Below are 13,800 nucleotides of genomic sequence, written 5' to 3'. Positions count from 1 at the left end.
TCAAAGAGCCGCAGTTTTTACCACCTCAGGAATATGTTATTATCGAACATGAGTTCTTCTTCAGAACAACCGAATATTCTAATCGTCGAAGACGAGTGGCTTCTATCTTTCAACCTTCAAAAGACTCTCCAAAATTTAGGTTATAAGGTTGCGGGAGTTGCCGCAAACGGTCTAGACGCCCAATCTATTTTTAAAGAAACAGATCCGGATCTAGTTCTCATGGATATCTCTATCGAAGGAGATATGGATGGGATACAAACTGCGCAACATATCCAAAGGATCAAAGACGTCCCTATCGTTTTTATGACCGCATATACGGACGACTCCACATTCATGAGAGCAATGGATGCAGCTTCTACTTACGCGTATATCACAAAGCCATTTCAAAATCATCAGCTCAAGTCTTCGATAGAGATCGCACTTCGCCAACAAAAACGTTTGGGTATTGTCAAAGAAAGTGGCAAAGAATTTAAGAATGTGATCCAAAGTATTTCCGAAGGTGCAGTTTCTCTGGACGGAGAAGGAAATATTATATTTCTAAATCATTCAGCAGAAGAACTGACAGGCTGGAACTTGGAAGAGGCGCTTGGAAAACCGGGAGATGTGGTTCTTTCTTTTATCCAAACTCAGATCGGTTCAGGAGAACATCCTGATAATTTAGGCCATAATCTCAGATATATTCCTGCAGTCCTTGTCAGAAAGGATGATCGAAAGATCCGAGTGGGTTTTCGGGTTTCTCCTATCAGGGACGAGGCGAATCGGATCGTAGGGAGTATTGTAACATTCTCCGAATTGGACCTTCTATCCGTATCCGAAAAAAGGATCTCGGAAATGGAGAAGGTTATCCAGTCCGAAAAAAGATTAGAGTCTATCCAGAAATTGGCCGCCGGGATTGCTCATGAGATCAATAATCCTCTCATGGGTGTGATCAACTATGGAAATATCATCCGGAACAAAAAGGATCTTCCTACTGATATTCGAAATTATGCCAGAGTGATCATAGAACAAGGAGAAAGGATCTCTGGGATTATCCGAAATCTGATCTTATTCTCCCGTTCCGACAACGAAGAACCTACTTGGTGCAAACTGGATGATATTTTGGCCGGGGTGGAAGGGATTATCTCAGAATTATTAAAATCCAAAAATCTGGAGATTTCCAAAAACATTCCTGATAATTTGCCGGATGTATTCTTAAAGCAAAATCAGATTAAAGAAGTATTATATTATCTTTTGTATTTTTATGCAGATGGAGTGGGTTCCGATCTGAAAGGTAGCACGATCCATTTTAACGCAGGGTTAGAAGATACTAAAACCGATTTAGGCACATATCTGGTTCTCCGACTTTCCGGAACCTTGAACGGAGAGCTCGATCCGGAGAATGCTTTCCAACCTTTTGAACGGATTCAATCCGATGACTCCAGGATAGGGATGGGGCTTTCCGTTTGTTATGGGATTATTCAATCCAATCATGGAAAACTGGATGTCCAAAAATCCAGCTCGGGAACTGATTTCCATATCCGGCTCCCTGTGCAGATAAAATAAAGACCTCACTTGACCTTGGGATTTCTCGCCGAAAATCGATGGAAATTTTGGGCTTCGCCCCAAAACTAGTCACCAGATCGATAAAACCAATAGGTATAACTGGAATGTTAGATAAAATCAAGAGCGCATTAGGTGCGGAAGCGGATTCTCTCTTAAATCATGTCTCTAAAACCATCCCCAAGGAAACCCTGACCATCCCTGGTCCGAATTACATTGACGAAATTTTTGCTAAGACCGACAGAAACAATTCTGTTCTTAAAAATTTCCAGTCCATCTACAATACTGGACGTCTTGCCGGAACAGGATATCTTTCCATTCTTCCTGTGGACCAAGGGATCGAGCATAGCGCGGGTGCTTCTTTCGCTAAAAACCCTGCTTATTTCGATCCTGAAAATATCGTAAAACTCGCGATCGAAGGCGGATGTAACGCAGTTGCTTCTACTCTTGGAGTTTTAGGACTGGTGTCCCGTCAATACGCTCACAAAATTCCTTTTGTAGTAAAGATCAATCATAACGAACTTCTAAGCTATCCGAACAAATTCGACCAGATCCTCTTTGCAAACGTAGAGCAGGCATTTGATATGGGAGCTGCTGCTGTAGGAGCTACTATCTACTTCGGTTCCGACGAAAGTTCCAGACAGATCCAAGAGATCTCAGAAGCTTTCCACAGAGCTCATGAACTTGGATTAGTTACCATTCTTTGGGCTTATCTCAGAAACGATAATTTCAAAAACGATAAAGCTGATTATCATATCGCTACTGACCTTACTGGACAAGCAAACCATTTGGCTGCTACCATCCAAGCGGATATCGTAAAACAAAAATTACCTGAAACCAACCTGGGTGGATTCAGAGATCTGAAATTCGGTAAAAAAGACGATAAGATGTATACCGATCTTTCTTCCGAGCATCCGATCGATATGGCAAGATACCAAGTAGCAAACTGTTATATGGGTAAGATCGGTTTGATCAACTCCGGTGGACCTTCCGGTTCCAACGACTTAGGTGACGCTGTAAAAGCAGCAGTTATCAACAAAAGAGCGGGTGGAATGGGACTTATCTCCGGAAGAAAGGCATTCCAAAAGCCTATGAAAGACGGAGTTGCATTGTTAAACGCGATCCAAGACGTATATCTATCCAAGGATGTAACGATCGCTTAACGATCTGTTTGAAAGCATAGATCATTTTTCCGTAACAAAAAACAAAATCGGAAAAATTCGAGGGGGAAAGCGGGTCCATGAAAAGTGGATTTGCTTTCCTTTTTTTATTGGTATATATTAAAATAGTATAATAAAGAGGCTCTTATGGAGATCAAAAAAGGTTTTGCGGACGCGATAGGGAACACTCCTCTGATCCGTTTGAATTATTATTCGGACCAAACTGGTTGTGAAATTTTAGGAAAAGCGGAATTTTTAAATCCGGGAGGTTCCGTAAAGGATAGGGCTGCATTATTCATTATTGAAGAAGCGGAGAAGAAGGGACTCTTAAAACCGGGTGGTACTGTGGTCGAAGGCACCGCAGGAAATACAGGGATCGGACTAGTACATATATGCAATGCGAAAGGATACAAATGTCTGATCGTAATTCCTGATACTCAATCCAAAGAAAAAATAGATCTACTTAAGACTCTTGGGGCCGAAGTCAGAACGGTTCCAGCAGTTCCTTATAAGGATCCGGGAAACTACGTAAAAGTTTCCGCTCGAATTGCAGAAGAAACTCCGAACGCAATCTGGGCAAATCAGTTCGACAATGTAGCAAACCGTTTGGCGCATTATCATACCACAGGTCCTGAGATCTGGAGACAGACTGATGGAAAAGTAGACGCATGGCTTGCATCTCTCGGAACTGGAGGAACATTTAGCGGGACTGCAATGTTCTTAAAGGAAAAAAATCCAAAGATCAAAACGATCGCGGCGGAACCTTATGGATCTGCAATTTATAATTTTGTAAAGAAGGGAGAACTTTCCTCCGAAGGAAATTCTTTCACAGAAGGGATCGGTAACGGAAGGATCACAGAGAATATGAAAGATGCTCCTTTTGACGATGCGATCCGAGTTACAGACGAGGAATGTTTGGAGTTTATTTATACACTTCTTCGTAAAGACGGATTGTTTGTAGGCGGTTCAAGCGGGATCAACGTGGGTGCTGCGGTAAAACTTGCAAAAGAATTAGGACCAGGACATACCATCGTCACTATTCTCGCGGATAGCGGAGCAAGATACCAGTCCAGGTTATACGACCAGGACTGGTTGAAATCGAAAGGATATTCTATTCCGGAAGTTTAGAAAGTGCTTACATACCTCAGGTCGGTGCGGTATTCCCAAAGATTGCTCGCGCTGCCTGCAGCGATCGGCATATAATTACTTTTAAAATTGAAGCCTTCTTTCACTGCTTCTCCGGAAGGAGTTTGGATGATATTATGAGTGGCCCATTTTTGCCCTAAGAAATAACTTTGGGCCAACTGGATCAGATACAAACCCACACCAAAATAGAGTCCTGTTCTGCTATAGGTCTCGTATTGGTTCTCCTTACTCTTGAAGGAATTATACTCTGAAATACTATCCGATTGTAATTTAGTCACGAGAACAGAAGCGCCTGTAATACCAGAACCTTGGATTTGTGCGTAAGTAACTGGATCTTCGAATAAAATTTTACTCAGTCGATTTTCCGCTTTGTTATGTTGTTCTGTCGCAGCTTGGCTTCCGCCGATTGCAACAATGAAAGAAAGACCGATCGCTATTTGATAAGCTCTCGCATAGTTATCATGTTTCATTGCGGAAAGTCCCCATCCAGGGAGGATAGCGGATTTCCAAACAGGTTCCCAAGGATTTCTATTGGCGGAAATATATTCTTCCCAACTAGAATCTTGTTCGTCTATGTATTTCTCGATCAAAGCCAGACGTTTTTGGACCGCCTTATAACTATTCTCTTTGATCATTTGTTCCAGAAGAATGGTGTCCAATTGCTCTTCTTTTTCCGGTTTTTTGCCGTCTTTGTTCAGTTTCTTTTTTTCAGCGTCGAATAATTTCGCAAGTTCCGCTTCGTCCTTGATATCTTTGAAGATGATCTTTAAGATCTGGGACTTGGCCAAGATTTGTCTCTTGGTTTCTTTTAGGATCGTAACTGTATCTGTAGATTGATCGATTACAGTTCCATAGGTTTTTTCACCGTTTTTTAAAAGGATCGTTTCCGCCGAAACTTGGTTGAAAGCGATCGTAAGGAATATAACGGAAGCTGTTAAGGACTTTCGTACTGGTAGAATTGAGCGGAGATTTTTCATTCGAATTCCTATTCGGTCTTTTGAACTTTTCTCTCTTTGTCACCTTCGTAAGGCCGCCGAGTCAACGTAAAAACGTAACCTCGATTTTTGAATTGAGGATTTTTCCTTGCCTTGGAAAGTAATTCTGGAGATAAAATAGGTATGATAAATTTCCGAACTCGGATCTTGGTTGTTGCCTTTAGTTGTTTCTGTTGGATCGCGACTTCCGTTTTCGGAGTTTCTCCGGAACCTCCCAAGGACACTAAGAACCAAGAGGCTTCCCCTAAAAAAGAAAAACCTTCTAAGATACAAGGTTGTTGCCGGATCAAATACGAGGGAGGAGGGTTCGACTATTTTCCCTCCACTGAAGAAGAATGTGTGGCCAAGCCAGGCTTCCAAAGTTTCGAAAAAAATTCAGCGTTATGTTTTCAGTCTCTTTGGGATTAAATACTATTTCTTCTCCAAGTCTTCTTCCGATTCAAACTCCTCAGCTTCCTTCTCCGACTTTTTGGAAGAATCTCTCCATTCCGGAATTTCAAAAGAAACAGAAGTTGTGATTGCATAATCGTAAAGACGGATCTCAGGATCTCGGATCAACGGAAGTCGACCCGCAATCGTAAGATAAGTGCCCTTGGTAAGAGTATAATTAAAACCTAAACTAGCTTCCTTGAATGCTTTTGGGAATTTTTTCTGGATTTCGGAATCTTCTTCTAAAAGACTTCCTCCACCGATCACGTTCACATAAGGAGTCCTGTATAAAAGTCCTCCGAAAACGCTTAAGTCCTTTGTCCAGAAATAAGTAACATATGCAAACCATTGTGTGATCTTCTGGATCTCAGGGTGCTCTTCAGTGTTTTGTGTAGTTGTTGTGGAAGCAGTTTGTGCCCAATAAGGAAGGCCAGACTGAGTATCTAAATTTGCATGATCCTTTGAAAGAGGAAAAATGCCAGAACCTCTTAGTACAAATAAGAACTGTTTCCAAGTAGCTCCTAAAGTGAGATTTGCGATCCCAGAATAATAATCCCCGCCTGCAAATTTATCCGTATCTCCGCCGGAGGGAAAACCGAGCCTACCTTCTAAAATAATGAAGAATGGCCATCCAGTATCGATCAACGGATTCCATTTAGCTCCTACGAATGCCTTTCCGTAACGGGAAGCATCACTTCTGTCCTTCTGCTCATAGTAGGTCCAAGGAGCACTGAAGTTTGCGGCAAATTTTCCACCTGCAAAATTGAATTCACCGAAGACTGTTGTAGTGTGAAGGTTGGAATTATCGATTGTACCCTTTTGAAAATCCTGGGTGATCAAAAAATAATCGGAAGGTTTTTCCCTTTTTCCAGTAAAAGGATCCACGAATCGGGTAGAAGAGATCATATTCTGTCCTTCTCCAGCATGGTGAGCGAAAATTTCTCCGCCTAAAAAAAGAAAAAAGAAAAAGGCCAGAAGTCGGATGAGAGTAAGAAGTAAATTTTTTTGTAATATTAGAAACATGAATATAATACCAGGACCTGACCGCTTGTATCCAGGTTCTCCAGAATTTCTGAGTAAAGGTTCGTGTTTTGAAAATCGTTGATTGTGATCTCTGAACCGGAGAGCGCAAAGATCCCGTCCAAGATAGAAAAAGAAGATCCTGCTCTCTGGGAGAGTAAGCCGTCCGTCCTAAATCCTATAGAGAATGGAACATTCTTTTTATAAGGAATTTCCAATTCGCAGGAAGCTTCTATTTGGAATTCAGCCTCCCTTAATTCTACATGGACCGTCTTGGTGGTTGATCCATTAAATATTTGGAATGTAAGAAGAAGGTCCGAAAATTCTCCGTAAATATGTTCCAAGGTCCCGTAAGGGACAGGAGGAAATGGGGAAAGATTCTGTCTTTTTACAGGTCCTGTTAAGGAATTAAAATCGGAGTTAGAAATATCTCCCGGAGAAAAACTTCCTTTGATCCCATATTTTTTAGAATAGGAACCGGTTCCGGTTGTAGGGGTTTCCGAACCACCGGAATGGAATACATGGTATTTTGAACTCGCAGAAGAAGAGGAAACCAAAATGGAACTTTCAGGAGCCTTGAATAGCATGGAAATACTTTCCAAGACAACTTCATTTTGGGTGAGTTGGATCTGGTAGGAAGAACTTCCGCTCAATGTGAAGGAGCCAATATCGGAATCTCCTTGGTCGTCCGAGTAATACAGCCAGGGAGAAATAATGGCTCTTCTTTCATCCATGATGCGGAACAGTGCCTGGAGTTCCGTGGATCTTTCTTCCGTAGAATTTCCCAAAGTTCCCTGAGCGCATGCCTGGAAAGACATTAGGAATAGAAAGATATATTCGAATTTTATTTTATTCTTCATCATATATTTATAAAATTTCAAAATGGATCCTCAAATTTAGGGTTGGTAGTAAATTCCGTGTCGGTCAGACTTTTCAGGAATTCTACCAGATCCTGTTTTTCGGATTCGCTTAAGGAAAAACTCCTTACAAAAACATCTCGGTTCGGATTTGTAGTTCCGTCTCCGGTTCCGCCGTTTGTGTAATGATTGATCACTGACAATAGATCCGGAATAGAACCATCATGCATATAAGGAGCGGTTAGTTCTACGTTACGTAGAGAAGGCGCTCTGAATTTCCCTCGATCCGATTCCTGGAAGGTGAATTCATACAGTCCTCCGTTCGGACTTACGAATCGGGAGGAATCCAATCCGTTATTATGAAAGGTAACTTCTTCGAAAACGGTCCCTAGGTGAAGGATCGTATCCGTAAAATTAAAACCGCCATGACAATGGAAACATTCGCCTCTTTCTCCAAAGAACAGGTTCTTTCCTCGTATCGCAGAAGCACTTAGAGCGGAGAGATCTCCCGCTTGGTATCTGTCGTATGCAGAATTTCCGGAGATAAAAGTCCTTTGGAAACTGGATAAAGCTTTTGTAATGTTTAATATACTTAAAGGGTTCGAGTCGCTCGGAAATGCCGCCTTAAATTTAGAAACGTAATCCGGATCATTCTCCAATCTTTCCAGCAAAAGATCTTCTCTATCTTTCATTCCAAGCTCTACCGGATTGTCCCCAAACATAGGGACTCTGGCTTGGTCTTCCAATTTTTTCAGAAGAGGATTTGCCCAAGTTTGTCTGACATTATAAGCTATGTTAGAAAGATGTTGTGCGTTCCTTGGATGAGATTGTCCTGTGGAACCCACAGAAACTGCGAGCCCGTCGGTAAACGCGTTCTCTTGTTTATGGCAACTCCCGCAAGACTGGGTTTCGTTTTCGGACAATCTAGTGTCGTAGAACAAAAATCTGCCCAGCTCAACTTTCTCCACTGTGATAGGATTATCATTTGGGACTTTTGGTTTCGGAAATCCGGTGGGAAGATCCCAGATATAAGGAGTTCCTTCAGGGGAAGGGGTTCCTAAGAGCAAAAGGATCCCTTCCGATCCGGAGGTTTTTTCCTTCTCCAATCCCAATTGTGTACACTGTAGAAGAAGAAAGGAGATTAATGAAAATATAATAGTCTTATTCATAATATACTCCGGCTTCGGCCGTATGGACCGAAACCTTCTGCATCACTTGGATACGATTCCGAAAACTGTCTGAGCAGTGGATCCGGCATTTCCAGTTGAATAATCCAAGCCGAAATTGGGATAAACGGCGGAACAATTGCTATCCATAGCTCCCATGGAATGACAACTTTTGCTTCCGGTGCTGATATCCCAGCCTGTTACCGCCTTTTTCAGATCGAACTGCACTTTTTGGGTATAAGGATTGAACCCATCTACCGGGGTGAGTTCTATCAAGGCCCTGTTTGAATTTGTGCAGGTATAATTTCCAGGAGTAGGTTCAGTGCATCCGGCAGAACCTATATGCAGAACTGCCGCGTTGCCTACAGTTGCGGGATCGTTGGACAAAAATTCTCCTACGAAAAATCTATAACCCATTGTCCATCCCCAGGCCAGTCCGGAGACATTGAGAGGGCTAGGTGCAACACTATAATCGATATGATTGAGCGTTTCAGGAACTCCTAAAGTAAATCTAAGAGTTTTATAGGTTTTATTCTCGACAGTTGCTTGGACAAAGTTGTTGGTCTCAGTAGTTCCGCTACAGCTTCCTTTTCCATTTTCGAAATCCAGAAGTGCAACTCCACCATACTGCCAAACTCCTGTATTAGGAACATCTAAAGTAATGATAGTATCGTTCTCGTCTACCAATTCGAATCCGGAAACATAGAACCTAAGATCCTTAAGTCCTATGGGCATCACTCCTGCTACGTGTTGGATGGTGACCGAGCTGGAATGAGAATCTCCATGCCCGGAAATATCTCCTCCACAGCTAGCGTCACTATCTCCTACTACTGCCTTGAATTCAATTCCAGGAGGACTTTGAATTGCTAAGGCTAAAAGAGCCAGGTTTTGATTGGAAGATCCGTCGCATCTGAATAAAGAGACGGATAATAAAAGTAAGACAATATATTTATATAATAATTTCATAATATTCTCCTAAGGAAAGTTGTTTGCTTTCCTTTTTTTCGTATGATAGCTTGTCCCAGGCTATTGAAGCCCGGGACGGACTATAAGCATGAGGATATAGTTATCCTGTGCTTCCTCGTTCGAGGTTTTAGAAAATGTTTAGGAGAATCGAGGTGGTCTTTCCAGATCGAAGGAAATGAATACCCCGGAATCTTCTTGGATCCGACCTAAAAGTTCGGAACCCAAAGATTGAGGAGCAATGTTTTCCAATTTGGAATAAGTGAAAAATTGAGTGCAGATGGTTCCGCTCAAGTAAGAAGCCTTGTCTTTTGCTTTTTTACAGGCGCATTTATGAGCCTCACCAGACTTAGCGGAATGGCAGTCGGGCAGGGAAGAAGGCTTCTGATTAGAATGATCTTCTCCCGCATCAGCTAATTTAGAAGAGAATCTTGAGTCTTCAGAATCAGAGTGTTTTTCTTTTTGGCTTCCGTGATTACAATGGCAAAGCTTGATCTCTCCAGCCAGCATTCCGCAGAACCAACCGCTTCCGAAAACCAGACTTTGGAAAAGGAAACATTGGGTCAGAATAATCGAAATGGCTTTCATTGCAGGGAGATTTTCAACCGATTCAGAACGGTTTTGAGTCCCTCACTGGTTTTAATTTCCACTGGGACTCCTTTGGATTTTAATTCAGCCAAAAGTTTTAAGATCCGATTCAAGATTAGAGAAGGGATTGCGACCACATTTTCCAGATCCAGCTCCACAACGGCCGGTTGTATTTCTTGGATCTTTTGAAGGATCAGGCCGATTTCTTCGGTTTCGACAGAACATACGTTCCGCACAAAAACGACTCTGAACCGTTTTTTTTCCGCATATACATGGGTCTCTGTAAACTGGATTGCAGAAGAAGTCATGGCCTTGGACCAAATTTTCTACCTTGAAACGCTAAGGGAAACAAAAAAAGGTCCTCCAAATTGATTTGTATCACTCGATTCAGATCACATACTTCTTCTGTATTGGCCGCCCACCTCATAGAGAGAGTGGGTCATTTGTCCCAAAGAACAAACCTTTCCGGCTTCCACCAAGGCCTCAAATCCGTTCTTTCCGGAAAGGCAGGCAGTTTGCAGATCCTTTAAGGCGTTAGTTGAATCTTCTTGGTTCCTGAATTGGAATGCTTCCAATTCTCTGATCTGTGCCTTTTTCTCATCCTCTGTAGAGCGGATCACTTCTTCCGGAAGAATTGTAGGAGATCCATCTTTTCCTAAGAAAGTATTCACGCCTATAACTGGGATCTCTCCGGTATGTTTTCTGTGTTCATATTCCAAAGATTCTTCTTGGATCTTGTTTCTTTGGTACATTCTTTCCATGGCACCAAGAACTCCACCTCTTTCGGAGATACGCCGGAACTCCGACAAGATTGCCTCTTCCACCAGATCGGAAAGATCATCGATAATAAAAGAACCTTGGAGAGGGTTTTCGTTTTTGGCAAGACCCAATTCTCTATTGATGATGAGCTGGATTGCCATCGCTCTTCTAACGGATTCTTCAGTAGGAGTAGTGATCGCTTCGTCATAAGCATTTGTATGCAAACTATTGCAGTTATCATAAATTGCATATAACGCTTGTAAGGTGGTTCTTATATCGTTGAACGCAATCTCTTGTGCGTGTAAAGAACGTCCGGAAGTTTGGATATGGTATTTCAACATTTGGGAACGTTCCGAGCCGTTGTACTTGTATTTCATACTTTTAGCCCAGATCTTACGTGCTACTCTTCCGATCACCGCATATTCAGGATCGATCCCATTTGAGAAGAAGAAGGAAAGGTTCGGAGCAAAATCGTCTATCTTCATCCCTCTGGAAAGATAATATTCCACAAACGTAAATCCGTTTGCAAGAGTGAATGCAACCTGAGTGATCGGATTTGCTCCCGCTTCCGCGATATGATATCCGGAAATAGAAACAGAATAAAAATTACGGACTTTATTCCAGATAAAATATTCCTGGATATCTCCCATAAGTTTTAACGCGAACTCTGTGGAGAAGATACACGTGTTCTGCGCCTGGTCTTCTTTTAAGATATCCGCTTGCACAGTTCCACGAACGGAAGAAAGAGTTTCCTTTTTTATCTTTTCATAAACTTCTTTGGGAAGGATTTGATCTCCAGTGGTTCCTAAAAGTAGAAGGCCGAGGCCATCATTTCCTTTTGGGATCTCTCCTTTGTATTGCGGGATCGGAACTCCTTTTTTAGAATAGATCTCTGCAAGTTTGGATTTTGCCTCTTCTACTTTCCCTTCTGCGCGGATATACTTCTCGCAGGTTTGGTCAATCGCAGTATTTAAGAAAAAGGATAGAAGCATCGGTGCAGGTCCGTTGATCGTCATGGACACGGAAGTACTAGGATTACAAAGATCAAACCCAGAATATAGTTTTTTAGCATCGTCTAAAGTAGCGATGCTCACTCCCGAGTTCCCTATCTTGCCGTAAATATCAGGACGAAGCCCAGGATCTTCTCCATACAGAGTGACCGAGTCGAATGCAGTACTCAATCGATGAGCAGGCATTCCATGGCTAACATAATGGAATCTTGCGTTTGTTCTTTCCGGCCCGCCTTCTCCTGCGAACATACGTGTAGGATCTTCTCCTGTTCTTTTAAAAGGGAATACTCCCGCAGCGAAAGGGAATTCGCCCGGAAAATTTTCCGTATAGGACCATTTTACGATCTCTCCCCAGTTGCGGAATTTTGGAACGGAAACTTTTGGGATATTTAGATTACTTAAAGATTTTGTAAAGTTCTCAATCTTGATCTCTTTATCTCGAACCGTATAAGTGAAAAATTCTCCTGAATATTTTTCCAGTTTGGAATCCCATTCCTTCAGGATCTTTTTCGTGTCGGGGTGAAGTCCGGCCTCTCTTTTGGAATATTCTTCTTCCAGATCGGAAACGTTCTTTCCTCTTTCTTTTAATACGTCTATTGTGCCTTTGATCCTATATAATACTTCTGCCGTTTCAGATTCTTTTTTGACGAAATTCTCGTATTTCTCACATTCCTCCGCGATCTCAGCCAGATATCTTTGTCTGTCTGGAGGAATGATATGTATCTTTTGGCTAGTCTCTGAGCTGGGGGCGAAATTGGACTTCCAACCCAGGCCGAATTTTTTGTTTAAGGAATCGATCAATGCAACGTATAGATTGTTTGTTCCAGGATCGTTGAATTGAGAGGCGATCGTTCCAAACACAGGCATCTTATCCGGGGTTTGGTCAAATAATTTTCTGGATCTTTGGAATTGTTTTTGAACGTCTCTGATTGCGTCTAATGCTCCTCTTTTGTCGCACTTATTGACTGCGATCAGATCCGCATAATCGATCATGTCGATCTTTTCCAACTGTGTGGCCGCTCCGAATTCCGGGGTCATCACATAAAGAGAAAGATCCGACACTTCCGTTATCTCCGAATCACTTTGTCCTATCCCTGCGGTTTCTACAATCACTAGATCGAATTCGGAACTTTTGAGAACGTCCAAACTTTTTTTGACATTCCGGTTCAATGCTATATTTGCTTCTCTAGTCGCAAAAGATCTCATATAAACTCTTGGATGAGAAATGGAGTTCATACGAATCCTATCTCCTAAGAGGGCTCCTCCCGTCTTTCTTTTGGAAGGATCCACGGAGATAATCGCTATCGTTTTGTCTTCGAAGTCATGAATAAATCTTCTGACAAGCTCGTCTGTAAGAGAGGACTTTCCCGCTCCTCCTGTTCCGGTTATTCCTAAAATCGGGATCGTCTTTTTGGAAATCGGAAAATCCAATTTTTCAGGATCTATCTTTTTAGGATCATTTTCAGAAGACTCCACTAAAGAAATGGATTCTGCGATTGCGATCGGATTTTTTTTACGGATCTCGGAGAACAGATTTCCATTAAATCGATGAGGAGGAATAAAATCAGATTTTTGTAATAGATCGTTGATCATTCCCTGGAGACCCAAAGAACGTCCATCGTCAGGAGAATAAATCCTGGAAACTCCGTAAGCTTCTAGCTCTTGGATCTCGGAAGGAAGAATTGTCCCTCCGCCTCCGCCGAATACCTTGATATGAGAACTTCCTTTTTCTTTTAGAAGGTCTATCATGTATTTGAAATATTCTACATGACCCCCTTGGTAACTTGTCACTGCAATCCCTTGTACATCTTCTTGGATTGCACAGTCTACGATTTCTTGGACAGATCGATTATGACCTAGGTGAACTACTTCCGCTCCGGAGGACTGAAGTATTCTTCTCATGATATTGATAGAAGCGTCATGGCCGTCGAAAAGTGAGGCCGCAGTCACAAATTTTAATTTATTACGGGGGATATAAATTTCCGGTTCCATATTATATTCTCCTAATGTTCGAGCTTGGGCAAATTTTAACCGAACTTTGTTTGTTTTGTCGTTTGGAGAACGATCGTTCAAAAAATTGCATCTATATATCTATCATGTCCCAGGAATAAGAATCTAGCAACCTTGATTTTAGGGGAGGGGCTTGGAGATCCTGTGTAGGACCTCCA

The 13,800-nt window shown here is 42.1% G+C and carries 12 protein-coding genes; 4 read left to right on the top strand and 8 right to left on the bottom strand.

Annotated features, from left to right (window positions below; genetic code table 11):
* Nucleotides 1-48 precede the first annotated feature (48 nt).
* From LPTSP_RS08400 to LPTSP_RS08390, 3 genes are all read left to right on the top strand, one after another.
* Complete coding sequence (locus LPTSP_RS08400; protein WP_108928366.1) at nucleotides 49-1,542, top strand: ATP-binding response regulator; 1,494 nt, start codon at nucleotides 49-51, stop codon at nucleotides 1,540-1,542.
* A gap of 104 nt (nucleotides 1,543-1,646) precedes the next feature.
* Complete coding sequence (locus LPTSP_RS08395) at nucleotides 1,647-2,702, top strand: class I fructose-bisphosphate aldolase (RefSeq protein ID WP_108928390.1); 1,056 nt, start codon at nucleotides 1,647-1,649, stop codon at nucleotides 2,700-2,702.
* Nucleotides 2,703-2,846: 144 nt separating this feature from the next.
* Nucleotides 2,847-3,827: a cysteine synthase A gene (locus tag LPTSP_RS08390; protein ID WP_108928365.1), complete on the top strand. Its 981-nt coding sequence runs from the start codon at nucleotides 2,847-2,849 to the stop codon at nucleotides 3,825-3,827.
* Here the strand turns inward: LPTSP_RS08390 and LPTSP_RS08385 are convergent.
* The gene (locus tag LPTSP_RS08385; RefSeq protein ID WP_108928364.1) at nucleotides 3,824-4,822 is read right to left on the bottom strand and encodes an LA_0442/LA_0875 N-terminal domain-containing protein; all 999 of its coding nucleotides are present in this window, start codon (nucleotides 4,820-4,822) and stop codon (nucleotides 3,824-3,826) included. The genes LPTSP_RS08390 and LPTSP_RS08385 overlap by 4 nt on opposite strands.
* Nucleotides 4,823-4,963: 141 nt before the next feature.
* Here LPTSP_RS08385 and LPTSP_RS08380 point away from each other — a divergent pair, with 141 nt between their 5' ends.
* The gene (locus LPTSP_RS08380; RefSeq protein ID WP_108928363.1) at nucleotides 4,964-5,248 is read left to right on the top strand and encodes an LIC_11321 family protein; all 285 of its coding nucleotides are present in this window, start codon (nucleotides 4,964-4,966) and stop codon (nucleotides 5,246-5,248) included.
* Nucleotides 5,249-5,251: 3 nt separating this feature from the next.
* Here LPTSP_RS08380 and LPTSP_RS08375 read toward each other — a convergent pair whose 3' ends face one another.
* The 7 genes from LPTSP_RS08375 to LPTSP_RS08345 form a co-directional block, all read right to left on the bottom strand.
* Nucleotides 5,252-6,292: an LIC11086 family outer membrane transporter gene (locus LPTSP_RS08375; protein ID WP_108928362.1), complete on the bottom strand. Its 1,041-nt coding sequence runs from the start codon at nucleotides 6,290-6,292 to the stop codon at nucleotides 5,252-5,254.
* Nucleotides 6,283-7,170, bottom strand: a complete 888-nt coding sequence (locus LPTSP_RS08370; protein ID WP_245915514.1) for a hypothetical protein — start codon at nucleotides 7,168-7,170, stop codon at nucleotides 6,283-6,285. The genes LPTSP_RS08375 and LPTSP_RS08370 overlap by 10 nt, the downstream gene beginning before the upstream one ends.
* Nucleotides 7,167-8,315, bottom strand: coding sequence for a methanobactin export MATE transporter MbnM (locus tag LPTSP_RS08365; protein ID WP_108928361.1), 1,149 nt, complete (start codon nucleotides 8,313-8,315; stop codon nucleotides 7,167-7,169). Before LPTSP_RS08365 ends, LPTSP_RS08370 begins: the two co-directional genes overlap by 4 nt.
* Before the next feature lie 42 nt (nucleotides 8,316-8,357).
* A complete protein-coding gene (locus tag LPTSP_RS08360; RefSeq protein ID WP_108928360.1) occupies nucleotides 8,358-9,278 on the bottom strand; it encodes an MbnP family copper-binding protein in 921 nt (306 codons plus the stop codon).
* A gap of 138 nt (nucleotides 9,279-9,416) precedes the next feature.
* Nucleotides 9,417-9,863, bottom strand: coding sequence for an LIC_11090 family protein (locus tag LPTSP_RS08355; RefSeq protein ID WP_108928359.1), 447 nt, complete (start codon nucleotides 9,861-9,863; stop codon nucleotides 9,417-9,419).
* Nucleotides 9,860-10,171, bottom strand: a complete 312-nt coding sequence (locus tag LPTSP_RS08350; protein WP_108928358.1) for a hypothetical protein — start codon at nucleotides 10,169-10,171, stop codon at nucleotides 9,860-9,862. Before LPTSP_RS08350 ends, LPTSP_RS08355 begins: the two co-directional genes overlap by 4 nt.
* Nucleotides 10,172-10,255: 84 nt before the next feature.
* A complete protein-coding gene (locus tag LPTSP_RS08345) occupies nucleotides 10,256-13,624 on the bottom strand; it encodes a methylmalonyl-CoA mutase family protein (protein ID WP_108928357.1) in 3,369 nt (1,122 codons plus the stop codon).
* Nucleotides 13,625-13,800 lie beyond the last annotated feature (176 nt).

Source organism: Leptospira johnsonii (genome assembly GCF_003112675.1).
GTDB classification, from domain to species: domain Bacteria; phylum Spirochaetota; class Leptospiria; order Leptospirales; family Leptospiraceae; genus Leptospira_B; species Leptospira_B johnsonii.
The sequence above is the reverse complement of the archived record's forward strand: the minus strand, read 5'-3'. Positions and strand labels throughout refer to the sequence as shown.